This is a genomic window from Wolbachia endosymbiont (group B) of Aricia artaxerxes, from assembly GCF_964026975.1.
Classification (GTDB): domain Bacteria; phylum Pseudomonadota; class Alphaproteobacteria; order Rickettsiales; family Anaplasmataceae; genus Wolbachia.
In genome coordinates this window covers 354,689-373,760 of sequence record NZ_OZ034718.1, presented here as the reverse complement: position 1 = coordinate 373,760, position 19,072 = coordinate 354,689, and the positions used below count along the sequence as shown (strand labels likewise).

Genomic DNA, 19,072 nt, shown 5'->3' with positions numbered 1-19,072 from the left:
TAACCTTTAATTATACTTTAACTTTAACTCATCAACCACATATTGTGGCACTTGTTCATAACAAGAAAAATGCATACTATACTGAGCTCTTCCCTGAGATATAGAACGCAAAACATTTATATAACCAAACATATTTGCAAGAGGAACCGAAGCAGTAATTATTTTGCTATTATTACCTAAATCCAGCATATCAACAACACTGCCTCTTCTACTATTTATATCACCCATAACATCACCCATATATTCTTCAGGAGTAATGATTTCCACTTTCATTATAGGTTCTAGCATTTTTGGACCAGCTTTATTTGCCATTTCCTTAAAAGCACCTTTAGCAGCAAGTTCAAAAGCCAAAGGACTAGAATCAACATCATGAAAAGCACCATCAAGAAGAGTAGCCTTAAAATCAATCAATGGAAAGCCAGAAATTATACCACCTTCTTTTATCAACTCTAAGCCATTTTGCACTCCAGGTATATACTCTTTTGGAATAGCACCGCCTACAATTTTACTTTCAAACTGAAAGCCAAAACCAGGCTCAAGAGGTTCGAATTTTATTTTAACTTTAGCAAACTGACCAGCACCACCTGATTGTTTTTTATGAGTGTAATCAATTTCAACAGATTTAGTGATAGTTTCACGATATGCAACTTGAGGCGCACCAACGTTAGCTTCAACATTAAACTCGCGCTTCATTCTATCAATAATAATCTCAAGATGCAGCTCACCCATACCTTTCAATATAGTCTGCCCACTCTCTGCATTTACTGACATCCTTAAAGAAGGATCTTCTGCAACCAATCTATTCAAAGCAACACCTAATTTTTCCTGATCTGAGGTGGTTTTCGGTTCTATAGCAATTTCAATAACAGGATCAGGAAATTCCATACGCTCTAATAGTATAGGAAAATCAGATGAACATAAAGTATCACCAGTAATTGTTTTCTTTAATCCAACTAAGGCAACTATATCACCAACTTTAGCTTCGTTTATATCTTCTCTGTTATTTGCATGCATAAGCAACATTCTACCAATTCCTTCAGTCTCATTCTTTCCAGCATTTAATACAGCAGATTTAGATTTTAACTTACCGGAATAAATACGAATAAACGTCAAGCTACCTACAAATTTATCCGTCATCACTTTAAACGCAAGAGCAACGAATTTCTCTTTTTCTGAAGGTTTGATCTCAATTTTCTTTTCTGAATCTTTAGGATCAGTTCCAATAATTACATCAACATCAATAGGAGAGGGTAAAAAATCAACCACACCATCTAAAAGTGATTGCACGCCTTTGTTTTTAAAAGCTGACCCACATAATACAGGGACAAATTTTCCTTTAATGGTCCCGCTTCTCACACACTTTTTCAACAAATCAATTGGCAGATCGTTAGATTCAAAGTAAGTATTTATCGCCTCATCATCCATTTCAGCTGCAGTATCTAATAAAAGATTTCGATACTCTTGAGCCTTATCAAGCAAATCAGAAGGAATATCTTCATAAGAAAATTTAGCGCCTAATGTTTCTTCTTGCCATATAATAGCTTTCATAGAAATAAGATCGATTATGCCTTTAAAATCTTTCTCACTTCCTATTGGCAACTGAATAACTAAAGGTGATGCGCCAAGCTTCGTTTTTATCATATCGATACATCGATAAAAATTTGCCCCTATTCTATCCATTTTATTAACAAAGCAGATACGAGGAACGGTATATTTATCAGCTTGACGCCAAACCGTTTCAGACTGAGGCTCAACTCCAGCAACTCCATCAAATACAGCAACTGCACCATCCAAAACCCTCAAAGATCTCTCAACCTCAATAGTGAAATCAACATGACCAGGAGTATCTATTATATTAATCCTATGATCATTCCAAAAACATGTTGTTGCAGCAGAGGTAATTGTAATGCCACGCTCCTTCTCTTGCTCCATCCAATCCATAGAAGCCGCACCATCGTGCACTTCACCAATCCTATTTTGTTTACCAGTATAAAATAAAATACGCTCTGTTGTGGTGGTCTTGCCAGCATCTATATGAGCCATTATTCCTATATTTCTATACCTAGATATTAAAACTTCCATACCACAATCAATCAGCTAATATTAAAAACGAAGATGAGAAAATGCCTTATTAGCTTCAGCCATTTTATACTTTTCTTCACACATCTTAAATGCACCACCACATTTATTATAAGCATCTAATATTTCAGACTGCAAACAATAAACAGTAGTTCTACCACTCTTTTTGCGAGCAGCAGAAGTTGCTCTAGCAATCCACCTTAATGCCAAAGAAATTGCTCTATCTTGACGAATTTCAACAGGGACTTGATAAGTTGCACCACCAATACGCCGAGAGCGTACTTCTATAGAAGGGGTAACATTTTCTACTGCTGTTTCAAAAATTGATAAGGCATCTTTGCCTATTTTCTTTTCAGCTAAGGACAAAGCACTATAAGCAATCTTTTCTGCAATAGACTTTTTACCACATTTCATAATTATATTAATAAAACGCATAAGCAAGACACTACCATAACGAGAGTCAGGGCTTGTTCTTTTTTTTGCTTTATTACGACGTGCCATAAATTTTAACCAGATTTCTTTACACCATATTTCGAACGGGCTTTCTTTCGATTTTGCACACCACGTAGATCAAGAGCACCTCTTATTATGTGATAACGTACACCCGGCAAATCCTTAACTCGCCCACCACGTATTAAAACAACGGAATGCTCTTGTAAATTATGACCTTCGCCAGGTATATAAGCCGTCACTTCACCGTATCCACTAATCTTTACTCTAGCTACCTTACGTAGTGCTGAGTTAGGCTTTCTAGGAGTTGTAGTATATACCTTAGTGCAAACACCCCTTCTTTGAGGATTGCATTTTCCCAAAGCTGGCACCTTCTTCTTGCGAGTTAACCCTGATCTACCCTTACATATTAATTGATTTATCGTAGGCATATACTGTAAATTTAAAACTCTGAAAATAACTAAGTCTTAGTTATAAAATAATAAACCTCAATAGTCAATATAAAAATAAACATTACTACTCTAATAATCTCAGCCCAATTGCTTTGAAAGCTACTGATAATTATATGCTAAAGCGCATATTGGTTTTAATATTAAGAAATTATCACTTGCTGTGGTCGAATTAATATAGATATGGAACAAGTAATATACTGTGATGGCTATCAAAGAATATGCAGAAAATAATCCTTATAATAGAGCCAAGAGTTTCTAACATTAATGCAAAAATACTAACCGAATTACCAGTAAAGCCAGATGATTTTTACAATCCTACTCTTGACACTTAGATTTAATACAGCTACCCTAAGTTCAAAATTCTATATTCAATTTTGCTGTTCTTGCATACAAGGAACACGTTTTTAGAATAATGAAAACAATCAGCGCTTTAATTAAAGAAGGGTCAAAGCTACTATCATCACATAGAATTGAATCACCACATTTGGATTGTGAAATCATCATGCAGTACGTACTTGGAGTAGAAAGATCATTCACAATCATGAATCACACCAATCAGGTACCAAGAAACAAAGAGCTTCTATTCTGGAAATTAACAAAAAAAAGAGCAGAAAGATATCCAATATCGCAAATAATAGGTAATCGTGAATTCTGGAGTAAAAATTTTATAGTTAACCAACATGTTCTAGATCCAAGACCAGATAGTGAGACAGTAATTTCAACAGTGTTAAAATATTACCAAAATAAGAAGCAAAAAATAAAAATTGCAGATTTTGGCACAGGCACAGGCTGTTTGTTGATCTCCATACTGAGTGAGTATGAATATGCTATTGGAGTTGGTTTTGAAAAAAGCCTGGAAGCATACAAAATTACCTGCCAGAACACAAAGAAACATAATCTTCTCAACAGAGCTAAAATATTTCCAAATTCGTGGACAGAATGTAGAGATTTATTTGATCTTATAATAAGCAATCCTCCATATATTAAAAGAAGTAAGTTAAAAAATCTGCAAGCTGAAGTGCAAAAAGAGCCAAGAATTGCTCTTGATGGTGGTATCGATGGATTGAGCTGTTACCTGAGTATTTTTCCAATATTGAAAAAGTGCCTTAAAAAAGATGGGTTTGCGATACTGGAAATAGGCGAAGATCAGAGCAATATTGACAAAATAATACCCTTATATGGACTGGCTTTTCAGGAATACGTATACGACTTGGCTGGAATGAAAAGATGCATTGTTGTAAAGCAAGATAAAGAACATGACTAGTAGAACGCTAGCTTTCTAAGAACCTGTTCATAATCTCAAGAAAGGCATAAAGTAAGAAATAGAGTGTATAAATTAGGATATATGAGGAGTGTATACCCAAGTGACATAAGTCGAGAGAAGTTTGAGATTATTTCACCAGATCTGGAGTCTTGTGGAAAAAACAAAACCAAGAAAACTTGATTTGTATGAATATATTTTGCGGAGTGTTGTACGCCCTAAAAAGTGGTTATCAGTGGAGGATGCTACCAAAAGAGTTTCCCAAAACGGCGCAATTGTTATGATTATTTCAAAAATGGAGTGAAAAAGTAAAAGGAAATAAAAAAAAGTATTTTGGAGTGCATGTTAAAAAAAATAGTTAGTGTGGTCCGACAAAACAATGTTTGGAAAGAAAAAATCAGCTTTTGCATAATTGACACTCAGAGTGTAAAGAACGCAGACACTGATGAAGAAAAAGGCTATGACGCTGGTAAAAAAATCTCAGGAATAAAACGCCATATCGCACGAGATATAGATGTTTGCTATTTATTCTTAAGCTTGGGAGTGTTAAATAGCATTTTACTTTTTTTTAGTATGTAGAGATTTTCTAGGAATTATTCTATTGAATTCTATGATATTATTTTCTGTAGCATTGTTATACATACCATAAGAGTGAACTGACGAAATTTGTAAAGGAGTTTTATGGCTTAGCTACATGGTACTAACACTCAAGTAAATTTTCATCAATGACGCAATTTGCTATGTCTATATCTCACATAGCTTACAACTTGCTTTACTCCTTTTACTTTTCTTGCAATTGCTATTACAGCTTTTAATTCCGCCTTATTTTGAGCTATACCCATCAAATAAACGACTCTATCAACTGTATTAACGCTATAATTAATTGATTTAATATTTCTTTTTCCCAGAAGCCTCGTGCTTATCTCTGCTGTTATCATACCATCTACAGTAACATCTAGCATAGAAGTCATTTTAATTGGTGTGACTCTTATTTCATTTATCACTTCTTTAATCTCTTTTTGCTGCCAAGCTATTTTCTCTGCTGTGAGTTGCTTTTCATGATTATCAACATTTCCAATGAGTAATACTCTTCCTTCACTCACTTTAACTTTTATAGATGAGAACAGTCCGTGTTTTAAGAGTCCCTTATTGATTCTTATTACTATAGTTGTATCATCAATAATGTTTCCCAAGGATTTATCTTGCATTGTTATTGCTGTAGCCGCTGCAGTTGCTGTTACCACTATACCACTTACAAGAGTCGTACAGCCACTCTGTGTAATCAGAAAAATTGCGAGTAAGAAGCTTGCTATTAATCTCATTATTAATTTCCAGAGTTTAGAGCCTTAATTAAAGAATATTAATAAGCTTTTTTTATTGTGTAAATACTATAAATTGAATAAGCCTTGAATATTTCTAAGACAGTACTTATCTTAATAGTGTTAGTTAAAGTAATTTAGGCTTAGACTCATAGTGGAGTTAACCAGTATTATAAGTTCAGTCTGTGGTACTAAAATCTAATCTTTAAATTGCATAAGATGACAGAAGTGGTTATCTATAAGTTAATGAAGGGCTCTTGCGGATATGGCGAAATTGGTAGACGTGCCAGGTTTAGGTCCTGGTGAGCTTGCTCGTGGGGGTTCAAGTCCCTCTATCCGCACTTAAAGTCATGTAACTCAGGTTTTAAGAGAAAATTTATAATCACTAAGTACACTTTTGTTTGTATAAGAACCTGTTCTTAAGGATTGTATTTAACTTAAATTCTGGTAAAATGGCTTTATTAAAACATAAATAAAATATTGATAACAGGTTGTAATGTCTAGTAATATACCTCAAAATGCAGTCGAAGCAGATACATTAAGTAATATATATACCTATAAGGAACTTAGTGTAGATAAACTAAAGTATGAGTATGAAATCACAGTTAGTAGTGATTATATAGAACAAAAGATAAACTCTAGATTACAAGAAATAGCGAAGAATGCAAAATTTCCTGGATTTAGATCAGGAAAGATGCCTTACGATCTTGTTATTACAAATTATAAAAACGAAGCTTTGGAATATGTGATAAACGATACGATTGACTATTGCTCAAGTGATTTAATGAAAAAAATCGAAGTTAAGTCTCACATCCATCCTAAGGTTGATATTATGTCATTACCAAACCTTGATAAAAAGGATAAAAAAGGTGACTTTCTGTACAAATTATCTTTTGAATCGATGCCAAAAGTGCCAGTAATAGATCTTGATAAAATAAATTTGAAGAAAGTTAAGGCAAAAATCAAAGAGGGAGACATAAAAGAATTTATTGATTCTATAAAAACAAAATTTCCTAACTTTGTCTCTGTTGATGATGCTTCTTATCAAGCAAAAAACGAGGATAAACTGATAATTGACTTTGAAGGGCGAATTAGAAATAAGCTCTTTCAAGGTGGAAGTGGCAAAAATTTTACTGTTAATTTAGGATCTGGAACATTTATAAATGGTTTTGAAGATCAATTAATTGGCATGAAAAAAGGGGAAACAAAAAGCTTTAAGTTGAGATTTCCTGAAGATTACCAGGTAATTTCCCTTGCGGGACAGGAGGCTGCTTTTTCTGTTCGAGTTAATGACATTCAGGTTGCCAAAGATTTGCAAAGTGATAATGAAATAGCTAGGAGAATTGGTTTTGAAGATCATTCTTCGCTAATAGATCATGTAAAAGAAGTAATTGATAATCAGTGTAAAGAAATGGAAGATCTCTTAATTAAGAAAGAGCTATTTGATTGTTTGGATGCTAGTTATAGTTTTGATTTGCCTATAGAAGTAGTAAAACAGGAACAGCAGAGAGTGGAAAGAGAGTTGAATGCTAAAGATGATTCGTGTAAAGAAGCTGAAAGACGCGTAAAGCTTGCAATGCTATTCATGGAGTTCAGTAAAGAACATGAAATATCATTAACTCAAAGTGATATTATGAATGTTATTGTAAATCAATATGTCAGTAAAGATGTATCATTTGACAGGGTATTTAAACATTTTAAATCAGATGGACAATTTCAGGAATTAGTTAGAGGGCAAGCGCTTGAGTATAAAGTGACGGATTATATGATAGAAAAAGCTAGTAAAGAAGAACAGATTGTTTCTGTGAAAGAATTAAAGGAATTATTTGATAATATTTGATAGGAAAAGGTATGACTCTTATACCAATTGTAGTTGAACAAACTAGTCGCGGTGAGCGGGCTTATGACATATATTCAAGGCTAGTAAAAGAAAGAATAATTTTCGTAACTGGCCCTATTGAAGACAACATGGCCAGCGTAATAGTAGCACAGCTTTTATTTTTAGAATCGGAAAATCCCGATAAAGACATTTGTATGTATATTAACTCACCAGGTGGTGTTGTAACTGCTGGTTTGTCGATCTACGATACAATGCAGTATATAAATCCAGACGTTTCAACTTTGTGTATAGGTCAAGCTGCATCTATGGGTTCTTTGTTGCTTACAGCTGGTGCGGAGGGTAAACGTTACTCGCTACCTCATTCAAGAATTATGATACATCAGCCATCTGGTGGTTATCATGGGCAAGCAACTGATATAGAAATACATGCTAATGAAATTTTGCGAGTTAAGAAAAAATTAAATCAAATTTATGAAAAACATACTGGAAATTCACTAAAAAAAATTGAAGAAATGATGGAAAGAGATAAATTCATGGATCCTGAAGAAGCAATGAAAACTGGCTTAATTGACAGAGTAATAGCTGAGCGTAAAGATATGAAGATTGAAAATATTAAAGTTAAACAAAAGGTAGTTTAATGGATAACAATAATGATTTACACTACTGTTCTTTTTGTAACAAGGCACAAAACGAAGTAGATAAATTGATTACTAACTCTTCAGATGGTTTAAAGGTGTTCATTTGTAATGAATGCATAGAGTTATCCCATAAAGCAATAAGTCAAAAGAAAGAGAGAGCTTTTAATTCAGATCATATATCTGATATGAAGCTATTACTAAAGAAACCTGAAGATATAAAAATTTTTCTTAGTAAGCATGTTGTAGGTCAGGAACATGCGCAACACGTTTTATCTGTGGCTATGTATAACCATTGTCAATCCATGGTGCAACTTCATTCTATAAGTGATATTGAAATTGAGAAGTCAAATATAATGCTTATTGGCCCTACTGGTTCTGGTAAGACTTTGCTAGCAAAAACACTTGCTAAAGTTTCAGATGTGCCATTTGCTATGGCCGATGCGACAACTTTGACTGAGGCAGGTTATGTAGGTGATGATGTAGAAAGCGTGTTGTCACGTCTATTACAAGCTGCAAATTATGATGTTGCAAAGGCACAGCATGGTATAGTGTTTATCGATGAAATAGACAAGATTACAAGAAAATCTGAAAGCACTTCAATAACCCGTGACGTTTCAGGTGAAGGGGTCCAGCAAGCTCTGCTTAAGATTATGGAGGGTACAGTTGCTTATGTTCCGCCACAAGGAGGGCGAAAACACCCGCAACAAGAGTTTATACAAGTAGATACTAGTAATATACTATTTATTTGTGGAGGAGCTTTTGAAGGCCTAAATAAAATTATTGAGGCAAGAAAAAAGGGAACATCAGTTGGCTTTGGAGCAGATATAAGTCAGTCTAAAGCACAAAAGAAAAAAAATGCTTTACGCGATGCTCAACCTGAGGACTTAATCAAATTCGGTTTGATACCCGAATTTGTAGGACGAGTTCCAATAACTGCTGTTCTAGATGAGCTGGATCACGAAGATTTAATACATGTGTTGACAGAGCCAAGAAATGCGCTAGTAAAACAATATAAAGCATTGCTTGCATTTAGTAAAGTAAACCTTGAGTTTTCAGATGAAGCAATATCAGCTATTGCTAAAAAAGCTATAAGCTATAAAACAGGTGCAAGGATGTTACGTGCTATCTTAGAGTCACTTTTGCTTGATGTTATGTATATATCCGGCAACGGAGGTTTTGAAGGTAGCACTATAACGGTTACTAAGAAAATGGTAGAATTAGGCAAAGTGACGATTAATCATAATAATAAGGGTAGTGTTATAACGGTTAATGATTAATTTGAGGCATATATTATGAGTATTGGACGTGCTGTAAACTTTAATTCTACTGTATTACCAGTATTACCTCTAAGAGATGTAGTAATTTTTCCAAATATAATGTTGCCTTTATTCGTAGGTAGAGAAAAATCTGTTCATGCACTAGAGTATGCAATAAGTAGCAGTAGTCACCAAAACGAGATTTTTCTCATAGCACAAAAAGATGGTTCTATTGATAATCCAGAGCCAGAGAATCTTTATGAAGTAGGCGTGTTAGCAAACATTATACAACCATTAATAAAACTGCCTGACAATGCAGTAAAAGTCATGATTCATGGGGTAAGAAGGGGAAGAGTTATAGAATATATTAGCTCTCACACTTTGTTACAGGCCAGAGTAGCGTTAGATGGTCATTATGAGTATGGAGAAAATGAAGATAATATTGATTTAGAAGCTTTAAGGCGTTCTGTTATAGATGCATTTGACAATTGGTGTAAACTAAGCAAGAAAAGTCGGCCCGAGATTATTATTGACCCCATTGATCAAGTTAAAGAGGTTAATCAAATTGTAGATATGATAGCTTCGTACTTAAATATAAAGGTATCAGACAAGCAAAACATACTTGAAGTTTATAACCCAAAAGAGCGTTTAAAAAAAGTTTTTGCTCTTATTGAGAGAGAAATAAGTATTTTGAGTGCACAAAACCGCTTGTATAAGACAATTAAATCACAGGTTGAAAGTACTCAAAAAGTTTACTACCTTAATGAGCAATTAAAAGCTATACAGAAAGAATTAGGTGAGTTTGAAAATGGAGATGAAGGGAATATACTCAATGAATTTGAAAAAAAGATAAATGAAACAAAGCTTTCTGAGGAAGCAAAAGAGAAAGCCATAACTGACTTAAAGAGATATAAGAAAATGAATCCCATTTCTCCTGAAGCAACAGTTATATCTAGTTACTTGCATTGGTTGCTTGATTTGCCATGGGGAAAGTACAAAGATGCAAAAATTAACTTAAATGCGGCTAAAAAAATCTTAGATGAAAATCATTATGGCATAGAGAAAGTAAAAGATAGAATAATAGAATTTTTAGCAGTATTAAAGAGAGTAAAAGAGATAAAGGGTCCTATACTTTGCTTAGTTGGACCACCTGGTGTTGGTAAAACTTCTTTAGCTAAGTCTATGGCAAAAGCAGTAGGAAGAGATTTTGTTCGCATATCTCTTGGTGGTATACGTGATGAGTCTGAAATACGAGGACACAGGAAAACTTATATTGGCTCAATGCCTGGTAAAATCATTCAACACATGAAAAAAGCTAATTCATGCAACCCGCTTTTCCTGCTTGATGAAATAGATAAGATGGGTTCTGATTCGCGTGGTGATCCTGCATCTGCATTACTTGAGGTTTTGGATACTGAGCACAATAAACATTTTACAGATCATTACTTGGAAGTTGAGTTTGATCTTTCAAGTGTAATGTTTGTAGCCACAGCAAATAGCTTAAATTTACCGCATCCTTTGCGTGATAGGATGGAAATTATACAATTATCTGGGTATACCGAAGACGAGAAGATCAGTATTGCTACACATCACCTTATTCCAAAATTAAAAAAAGAGCATGGTTTGCATCAGAAGGAGTGGGAAATAACCAATGAAGCATTATACGAGTTGATACGTTTATATACACGTGAAAGCGGCGTGCGAAGCATGGAAAGGGAACTTGCAAAACTCATGAGAAAGGCAGTTAAAGCAATATTAACTGATAAAAATAAGAAAATATCCGTAGAGACTGGTAATTTACAAGATTATCTAGGGGTACGTAAGTATACCTTTGGCATTGCAGAAAATGAGAGTTTGGTAGGGATAGTAACTGGTCTTGCCTATACTGAAACAGGTGGTGATATTTTAATGATAGAGTCAGTCCTAATTCCGGGCAAGGGGGAAATAAAATACACAGGAAAGCTTGGAGAGGTTATGCAAGAGTCTATAAAAGCTGCGTATAGTTATGTGCGATCAAATTGTTTATTTTTCGGTATAAAACCCGAAAAATTTCAAAATAATGATATACATTTGCATGTACCTGAGGGTGCTGTGCCAAAAGATGGTCCCTCTGCTGGCAGTGCAGTATGTACATCTATTGTTTCTCTTATGACAAATATACCAGTTAACAAAAGTGTTGCTATGACAGGTGAAGTAACATTGCGTGGTAGAGTGTTGGCTATTGGGGGTTTGAGAGAAAAATTGCTTGCTGCGCTAAGAGGATCAATCAAAACTGTGATTATACCAAGTGAAAATGAGAAAGATATGCAAGAGATTCCTGCAAATATAAAAGAAGAAATCAATGTAATTTTTGCTGAGAATATTGATGAAGTTATAAAAGTTGCTTTGATGCACCCTATTACTTCAATTGATGATAATAACGAAATTAGTGTGTCTACCTCCATAGAAAATAAGGATAATACCTTCCCTTCATCAGAAACATTAAAGCACTAAATTGAAAAGGTTTATGCAATTTTCGTTTCTTTTTTTTAACCTCAAAGCTCTGATTTGAATATATAAATTACAAGTAACATATATGGCAATTTCATAAGTTCATTTTTCAAGCATATATTGCAATATCTCACTAGCAATTGCAACATCTTGGCGTGGAGTTTTACCATGTTCTATAAACACTGAGATTGCATAGCGCGGATCATGGTAGGGGCCATAAGCGATAAACAATTTATGACTTTCACCTTTAGAGTTTATCTCTGGTGTTCCGGTTTTGCCAGCAATTTGTATACTGCCTAGTCCTTTTCTATAGTTAGAATTCACCACGTCAAACATAGCTTTTCGAACCACACTAAGATGCTCATGATTCACATCAATATCAAGAAAGTCTTGCCCTGATTTACTCATCTCAATGTGGGGAATTACCTCCTTTCCTGTTGCAACCCTCGCTGCAAGAACTGCAAGCTGTAATGGCGTTGTAAGTAAATACCCTTGTCCTATAACTAAGTTAATGGTATCACCTAAATACCACTCTGAATATAGCTTGCGTGCACGCCAATCCACATCAGGCAACAATCCCGGAGCTTCTTCCTTAAACATTCCAATTAATGGTCCACTTCCTATACCAAATTTGCTAGCCATTTCTAGTAGAGAATCTACATTTATTTTTTTTCCTATATTATAAAAGTAAGTGTTGCATGAGAAGGCCATTGCCTCGTTTAAAGATACATATCCATGGACTTTGCTTTTTAGGCAACGAAATTTTCGTTCACCTATTTTCATATAGCCCCTACACGAGAACTTTTCTTCTGGTGTTATTATTCCATCTTTTAAACCCGCAAGCGCATCTATTATTTTAAATATTGAACCAGGTGGAATTTGATATGATAATGCACGGTTTACAAGCGGTAATGAAGGATTGTTTAAATTTTTCCAAGTTTCATTTGATAATCTGCTAGTGAAAAGATTATTATCGTAAGAAGGTGAATTATATAATGCTAAAATTTCTCCGTTATTTACATCAATTACCACTGTGGAACCTTGGTGATCTTTAAATATCTCTGCAATTTTCTTCTGTAAATCAACATCAATTGTCAGCTGTATATCTTGTCCATCTTGCTGCGGTATGCTAGATAACTCTCTCATGATACGCTTCTTAGAATTTATTTCCTGCTCAGATTTTCCGGTCTTGCCTTTTAATACATGATCATATGTATATTCAATTCCACTAACCCCTGCTTCATTTATGTCTTGCTGTTTTTTTGTATATCCGATTATATGAGAACATATCGAACCAAACGGGTAATAACGTTTATAAAGAGCAGTTATTTTTGTATCTGATGATTTTGTTGTATCAGGTTTAATTTCTGATAACATCTGCAAATCAACTTCCCTAGTAAAGGTTTTTTGCCCATCAAATAAAACAATATACGAAATTTTGTTTACTGCGAGTTCAACGCTATTCCTATCCAAAATCCTGCCTCGTTTAGGCACAATAGTAACAACTTTTATCCTATTATTATTGGATAGCACTTCATATTTTTGTCTATCTCGTACTTGTAAAGTATACAACCTATAACTAAAAATAGCAGAAATAGTAAGCTGAATACCACCTAATATGAATGCCCTGCGGTTGAAGACCTTGTTTTTTGTCCACATAGAATTCCTTTAGAACGCACTCATTCTCCTTTTATTGACACATTTCTAGCTTTCACTACATCACAAACCCTTTCTTCCCACTCACTTAAGGTAACAAGTTTGTAACCCGATTTTTTTAGTATTTCAATAATCTGAGATAAAGCTTCAACTGTATTTGATTTGTTATCGTGATCATGGAACAATATAATCGCTCCATTATGTACATTGCTTAAAACTCTTTCAACCAGAATTTCTGATTTATCGCCTTGCCAGTCCAGAGAATCAACTGTCCATAATATGGAATACATATTTAATCGATTAGTATTTTTGATCAAATTATCGTTATGACATCCATATGGTGGACGAAACCATTTTACATTCTGTTCTGTTGCATTTTTAATTGCCACATTTGTCTTTTCCAGTTCTTGCAATTGCTCCTCACTTGAAAGTGATGTCAACTTCCTATGCGACCAAGAATGATTACCTAATTCATGACCTGCTTTATGGATTTTGTTTACTATTTCAGATGTTTTTTTATTTATACGCTCACCAAGCACAAAAAATGTCGCTTTTGTTTCATTGCTCTCCAGAATATTAATAATATCTCCTGCTCTATTATAAGACGGTCCATCATCAAACGTAAGTGCAACGAACTTATCTTTGTTATTCAATAATTTCTTTATATTACTTAAATTTCTATATGATAGATCCAAATCACAACTGAGCCCACGATATGGTAAGTTAAAGTTACAATCACTACAGAAAACTGCGCTTGAATATAGCAAAAGAAAAGCGATTATTCTTATAAACATATATAATCAGCAAAGTGATAGAGTACTACACTTTTTTGCTAAATTAAACCACTTTTAGCAGCTACTGTTTACTTCGTTACTTTGTCAATATATTATATTAATAACTTTATATAATATAGTATGATTGCAAATATAAATACCGTTGCTCTTCAGGGAACCAGCACAGTAAATATTAATGCACAAATTCACATGGCAAATGGTATTCCAGCTTTTAAAGCAACAAGGACAACATTGCAAATTTAGAGTTCAAAAGGGTTATTCCTCGAGAACTACTGCGTCAGAAAGCTGGCGTTGAATTTGTATATAATGTTGATCTTGGAGGTTTTTATGAATAATAGTGAGAGAAAAGAGAAATTAGAAACTCGTATTCTATCAAGCAGAGGTAGGTCTTTGCTTGACCATGAGCTACTGGAACGTAATCTATCTGCATACACAGAAGGAAGAGAAGTTGCCAAAAAGTTAATGGAGCTCTTTAGTAGTTTAGGAAGGGTAATTAATGCTGACTTTCATGAACTAAAAAATGTTACAGGAATGAATGATGGAGCAATAGCAAATATCTTTTGTCTGAAAGAGATTTTTGATAGGATATTGAAAGGTAAGTTAAAAAAGCTGTCGATTCTTGATAATAGAGAAGAGCTATTAAAATACTTTAAAGCAGCAATAGGGCAGTCACGAAAAGAAAGCTTACGAGTGGTATACTTAGATCGAAGTGGTCATTTAATATATGAGTATATTCAAGATTGTGGAACTATAGATAGAGTACCTCTATATGTGAGGGCAATAATAAAACAGGGATTACTGATTGACGCATCATCTGTTGCAATTTCACATAATCATCCAAGCGGAGATATAGAACCATCAAAGGAGGATGAGGATAATACACCTACGACAATGTTGCAAATTTTTATTTTCCTTTCCATTATGTCCAGAAGAGTTCGGTAGCTCTTTTACGCGAAATACCACATTTACGTCCTCAAGGTTAATTTCAATTCTCTTGACCAATGTTCTGATAATATCACGTTTAGTTAACCAGTCTGCGTTATCAAGGTTTAACGTAATATTGGAAGAAAAGTCTTCTAAATTGGCCACAACCAGAGTTACCTCCTGTTCTAATTCCTTTTGATAAAATATCTTTTTCTTCTCTTCTTTAATTGTTTTTAAGCTTTGTTTCATTGCTTTAATTCGTGGTTCAAATTCCTCTTGATTGATATATTCTTGAGCATAACTATCGATAAGTCTAGCAATACCACGTTTTAATTTATTTTCTTGTTTCTCTAGCAGGTCACTTTTTTGATCCAATGATGATTTTTTTAGTTCTGAAAGCCTACGCTTGTATTCTTCTAAAATCCTGTTTGGATTTTTCAATAACTGCTTAACCTCTTCCCACACAGCTGTTTCTAATGCATCTGAGCGAATGGGTTTATTGTCACAAATCTTATTACCACCAAAACGGTAAGAATCTTTACCACTACAACGGTAATATGCATAATGACCACCTTCTTCTTCTCGTCTACTTCTCATGCAAGTTCCGTAACATCCGTAATTACAACGCTTACATATGACTAAACCTTGTAGTAAGTACTTTGCTCCTCTTTTTCTTGTCCTTGCTACTTTTCTATTTTCAGCTAATTGTTCTTGAACAATATCAAATATATCTTCATCTACTATATTTGGCACTTTAATATAAATCCAATTTGCTTTTTCAACAGGATAGACAGAGTGGTTACTTTTTGGCTGCTCACAAGAGCCTTTCTGTGGTCTTACTTGCTTTAATCTTACTCCTAACCTTCTTCTACCAAAAGCTGCTTGTCCTTTGTAAGCAGGGTTTTTCAACATACTCCAAATTGTACCTTTATTCCAGCGTTCTTTTCCTTTTTGTGTCTTAATGGACATAGTATTTAGCCGACGACATACTTCCCCAATACTTGTTCTTTCTCTGCCTATCCACAAAAATACTTTACGAACGACATCAGCTTCTTTTTCGTTAATCTCAAATAAAGCTTGTCCTCCTCCCATATGCTTATCTATATAACGATAACCATAAGGAGCTCCTCCCATTACATTTACATAGCCTTTGTTAGCTGCATAGATTTTACCACGACGACTTCGTTCCATAATTTTCGCACGTTCATATTCTGCTATCATACCTTGCATTTGTAACAGTAATTGAGATTCTGGGTGGCTTTGTTGCATAGCACTGATAGGCATGTAAATCACAGTGAATTTACGCAGCTAATTTAAATTCAGCCATACCTATATCAGTAAATTTGTTCAATAAGTAGCACTTAATTAACAGCTCTTTTTCACGATTTACCTCTGATTTATTTTTCAAGCCAAACCCAAATATTTGCTTCAACCTATAGAAAAAGACTTCAATATAAGACCGTGCTCCATACTTAACTTTTTTCTTCCATTCATTAATACCATCTTCATAATTCTCATATGACCTAATTCTACTAATATACTTGTTTCTTTCTGATAAGTAGTCAGCTAAACAAATTTTAGTATCCTTCCTAGGGCGAATAATAGGCACAATATTGTATTTTCTGCATTCTTTATACACACTTTTTATATCATAAGCCGCATCTGCTCGAATAGAACAAATGTTATATTTATCACTGACTTCTTCTAACATATCGCAGACCGGCAAATAGTCTACAGCAACACCACTAGTGTAGTTCATGCTTATTGCTTTCTTATCATTTATGTTTAAAACAACATGTAATTTTCTTACTTGACCATAACCACTGTATTTTCTTTTTCGAATATTAAGCTTACTATGCCCACCGTTATTATTGTAGATACTAACTCTAGTGCTATCTACGGCAATTTCAACATTTTCCAGATCATCTTTATTGCTTCTATGGTCATCAATCTTCAAATTAAGCTTTTTAAATCTTCTGGAAGCTTGTGTATAGCTGATAATCTTAAGTTTTTTGCCTATTTGTACCATATAACCTTTTACAAAACCTACAGCTTGTCTCAAGCCAATTCTAAAAAGATGAACTATTATGTGTATTAAAATTACAACTTTATCACTATAAGTGTTATTGCCACCTGCAACTTTTGGACTATTTTCATACCAATTTTCTATGGCTTGATTAACAAAATGAAAAACATTTCCTCTTTTTTTGAGAAACTCGTTATATTCTCTTTGGTTACTTACTCTCATTTTTTGTGGCATAAGTTGTACTTGTTTGAAAAATGCCTATTTTACAACAAAATTCGTTAGTAGCCATATATTAAAAAGCTTTTCTTCTTACAATAACCTCAACCAACACTAGCTATGCAACAAAGCCATTCTGGGTTACCGTTAATCTCATAATTTAAAAAAACCACTTTTGCTCCTGCTTTTTCAAATTCTTCAATCAGCACCATTTGATATGCATATTTTCTAGATAAACGATCAGGAGAATGAATGTAAATCTTATCAATTTTACCTTCTGTTACTTTATCACGTAATTTTTCTAAATCAGGGCGGACTAAATGAGATCCACTGTAGCCGTTATCAATAAATTTATACTCACTTAACAATCTGTATCCGTCCAGATTAATTTGCTTCTCTAAAGCTGCAATTTGACTTTCTATCGTATTTCCTTCTACTTGTTTCCCCGAAGAAACTCTCGCATATAAACATACTGTTACCATTTGACCCTCCTTGAATCCCATTTTTATGTTTTAAGTTTTTTTGACTTATTTCCTTTGACACTACCTTTTCATAAGCATCTGATAAGCATTGTTCTGCTAACCGATTAGGTTCATAGCTACAGCTAATTTGGATAGCTAATCTCTTGTTTCTCATGACTTTTCCTTGAAATAATATGTTCATATCATTCCTTAAAGCCGATGGTTAATTGATTATTAGCGCTATAAGTAAATCGGACTCTTGGTTCTGGACACAGAAGTTTTCGAGAAATGGTTTTCTCTAGTTTTATTTTTATGTTTTTTGCAACATTGTCGGTAGTGTAAAAGCGCTGTTATCCGATATATCCACTTAGTCTCTTTTTCCATCTTTTCCAGTTTTCACTTCAACTTCACCATCACCTATTTTTAGGATATTGCCACCAAGATTTAAATCTCCCTTGCTCAGGCCCAAGTTTTTTGCACCTTCTATAACTTTTGCAACATCAACTATGCAGCTATGTGAAAATTCAATATAGAAGGTCTTATTATCGATTTCTACATTTTCAACAGTCCCTTCTATAGTAGCGTTCTCTCCAACTTCCCTGAGCTTTTTGAGTAGATTATATATTTGTGGCTCAATTTCTTTTTGCACTTTTTCAGTTATTTTCTTATCAACTTGTACATTAAATTCTGCTCCATTTAAGGCTAACTTCCTGATTATATCTTCTTGTTTATTTCCTTTGAATTCATCACGATAAATCTTAAACATTGTAACGTTAGCGAAGCTAAAGCCATCTTCATTGGCAGCATTTATTCTTATTCCTAAGTCCAAAGCTTCATCGATAACTTTACTTAACTCGTTTATATTTTTAGCTGCAATAGCTTTTTCCAGGAATTCATTTAGTTTCATATTTTCATATTCACTTAGTCTTGTCCTGCATAAAGCTGATCGAAATGGATTGAGCTTCTCAGGATATGTTAAGACAGGTAATTTACTAATCTTTTTATTCGCTGTTGGAGCAGCTTTTATTAAATTAGGCAATAATCCTTCTTTTGCTATTCGCTCTACCGCTTTTAACATTTTACTAGACAATCTTTTACTATTTATTTTTTTCATTGTAACTCTCACTTAATCTAATTACTATTCGATCATATCGTGATAAATATTATTTAATTGTTAATATTATACGACTTATTAATTTACTGTATATTA

At 34.0% G+C, this 19,072-nt stretch carries 16 protein-coding genes, 1 tRNA gene and 1 pseudogene; 8 read left to right on the top strand and 10 right to left on the bottom strand.

Annotated features, from left to right (window positions below):
- Positions 1-6: 6 nt before the first annotated feature.
- From fusA to rpsL, 3 genes are read right to left on the bottom strand one after another with little or no spacing between them, the layout of a single operon-like run.
- Positions 7-2,082, bottom strand: a complete 2,076-nt coding sequence (fusA, locus tag AAGE00_RS01755) for an elongation factor G (RefSeq protein WP_213864004.1) — start codon at positions 2,080-2,082, stop codon at positions 7-9.
- A 21-nt stretch (positions 2,083-2,103) separates the two neighbouring features.
- Complete coding sequence (gene rpsG, locus AAGE00_RS01750; RefSeq protein WP_006014699.1) at positions 2,104-2,580, bottom strand: 30S ribosomal protein S7; 477 nt, start codon at positions 2,578-2,580, stop codon at positions 2,104-2,106.
- Positions 2,581-2,585: 5 nt separating this feature from the next.
- Positions 2,586-2,960, bottom strand: coding sequence for a 30S ribosomal protein S12 (rpsL, locus tag AAGE00_RS01745; protein WP_010406837.1), 375 nt, complete (start codon positions 2,958-2,960; stop codon positions 2,586-2,588).
- Between the two features lie 433 nt (positions 2,961-3,393).
- Here rpsL and prmC point away from each other — a divergent pair, with 433 nt between their 5' ends.
- Both prmC and AAGE00_RS01735 read left to right on the top strand, forming a co-directional pair.
- On the top strand, positions 3,394-4,245 hold the full coding sequence (gene prmC, locus AAGE00_RS01740; protein ID WP_019236648.1) for a peptide chain release factor N(5)-glutamine methyltransferase: 852 nt from the start codon (positions 3,394-3,396) through the stop codon (positions 4,243-4,245).
- 81 nt (positions 4,246-4,326) lie between these two features.
- Positions 4,327-4,752 (top strand): annotated as a pseudogene (locus tag AAGE00_RS01735) (transposase); the annotation flags it as partial.
- 212 nt (positions 4,753-4,964) lie between these two features.
- Here the strand turns inward: AAGE00_RS01735 and AAGE00_RS01730 are convergent.
- Positions 4,965-5,564: a BON domain-containing protein gene (locus AAGE00_RS01730; RefSeq protein ID WP_019236651.1), complete on the bottom strand. Its 600-nt coding sequence runs from the start codon at positions 5,562-5,564 to the stop codon at positions 4,965-4,967.
- Positions 5,565-5,820: 256 nt separating this feature from the next.
- On the opposite strand from AAGE00_RS01730, the gene AAGE00_RS01725 reads away from it, so the two are divergent.
- The 5 genes from AAGE00_RS01725 (at position 5,821) to lon (ending at position 11,788) form a co-directional block, all read left to right on the top strand.
- Positions 5,821-5,902: transfer RNA gene (locus AAGE00_RS01725), tRNA-Leu, on the top strand.
- 155 nt (positions 5,903-6,057) lie between these two features.
- On the top strand, positions 6,058-7,401 hold the full coding sequence (gene tig, locus AAGE00_RS01720) for a trigger factor (RefSeq protein ID WP_341815301.1): 1,344 nt from the start codon (positions 6,058-6,060) through the stop codon (positions 7,399-7,401).
- An 11-nt stretch (positions 7,402-7,412) separates the two neighbouring features.
- Positions 7,413-8,039, top strand: coding sequence for an ATP-dependent Clp endopeptidase proteolytic subunit ClpP (gene clpP, locus AAGE00_RS01715; protein ID WP_007301999.1), 627 nt, complete (start codon positions 7,413-7,415; stop codon positions 8,037-8,039).
- Complete coding sequence (gene clpX, locus AAGE00_RS01710) at positions 8,039-9,316, top strand: ATP-dependent Clp protease ATP-binding subunit ClpX (RefSeq protein WP_007302000.1); 1,278 nt, start codon at positions 8,039-8,041, stop codon at positions 9,314-9,316. The genes clpP and clpX overlap by 1 nt, the downstream gene beginning before the upstream one ends.
- Positions 9,317-9,331: 15 nt before the next feature.
- Entirely contained in the window at positions 9,332-11,788 is a 2,457-nt protein-coding gene (gene lon, locus AAGE00_RS01705) for an endopeptidase La (protein ID WP_213864002.1), read from the top strand.
- A gap of 99 nt (positions 11,789-11,887) precedes the next feature.
- On the opposite strand, the gene AAGE00_RS01700 is transcribed toward lon, so the two are convergent.
- Together AAGE00_RS01700 and AAGE00_RS01695 are read right to left on the bottom strand one after the other, a co-directional pair.
- Positions 11,888-13,444 carry a penicillin-binding transpeptidase domain-containing protein gene (locus AAGE00_RS01700; RefSeq protein ID WP_149168628.1) on the bottom strand — a complete coding sequence of 519 codons (1,557 nt, stop codon included), beginning with the start codon at positions 13,442-13,444 and terminating at the stop codon, positions 11,888-11,890.
- Positions 13,445-13,464: 20 nt separating this feature from the next.
- Entirely contained in the window at positions 13,465-14,094 is a 630-nt protein-coding gene (locus tag AAGE00_RS01695) for a polysaccharide deacetylase family protein (RefSeq protein WP_341815300.1), read from the bottom strand.
- Between the two features lie 468 nt (positions 14,095-14,562).
- On the opposite strand from AAGE00_RS01695, the gene AAGE00_RS01690 reads away from it, so the two are divergent.
- Positions 14,563-15,177 (top strand): RadC family protein, encoded by a 615-nt coding sequence (locus AAGE00_RS01690; protein ID WP_341815298.1) that lies wholly within the window; start codon positions 14,563-14,565, stop codon positions 15,175-15,177.
- Here the strand turns inward: AAGE00_RS01690 and AAGE00_RS01685 are convergent.
- The 4 genes from AAGE00_RS01685 to AAGE00_RS01670 all read right to left on the bottom strand — a co-directional run bounded on the left by AAGE00_RS01685 (position 15,094) and on the right by AAGE00_RS01670 (position 18,976).
- On the bottom strand, positions 15,094-16,428 hold the full coding sequence (locus tag AAGE00_RS01685; RefSeq protein WP_341815297.1) for a recombinase family protein: 1,335 nt from the start codon (positions 16,426-16,428) through the stop codon (positions 15,094-15,096). The two genes, AAGE00_RS01690 and AAGE00_RS01685, sit on opposite strands and share 84 nt — an antisense overlap.
- Positions 16,429-16,459: 31 nt before the next feature.
- Positions 16,460-17,419 carry an IS5 family transposase gene (locus AAGE00_RS01680; RefSeq protein WP_341815149.1) on the bottom strand — a complete coding sequence of 320 codons (960 nt, stop codon included), beginning with the start codon at positions 17,417-17,419 and terminating at the stop codon, positions 16,460-16,462.
- 86 nt (positions 17,420-17,505) lie between these two features.
- Positions 17,506-17,904, bottom strand: a complete 399-nt coding sequence (locus AAGE00_RS01675) for a recombinase family protein (protein ID WP_341815178.1) — start codon at positions 17,902-17,904, stop codon at positions 17,506-17,508.
- Between the two features lie 325 nt (positions 17,905-18,229).
- Positions 18,230-18,976: a hypothetical protein gene (locus tag AAGE00_RS01670; RefSeq protein ID WP_341815161.1), complete on the bottom strand. Its 747-nt coding sequence runs from the start codon at positions 18,974-18,976 to the stop codon at positions 18,230-18,232.
- Positions 18,977-19,072 lie beyond the last annotated feature (96 nt).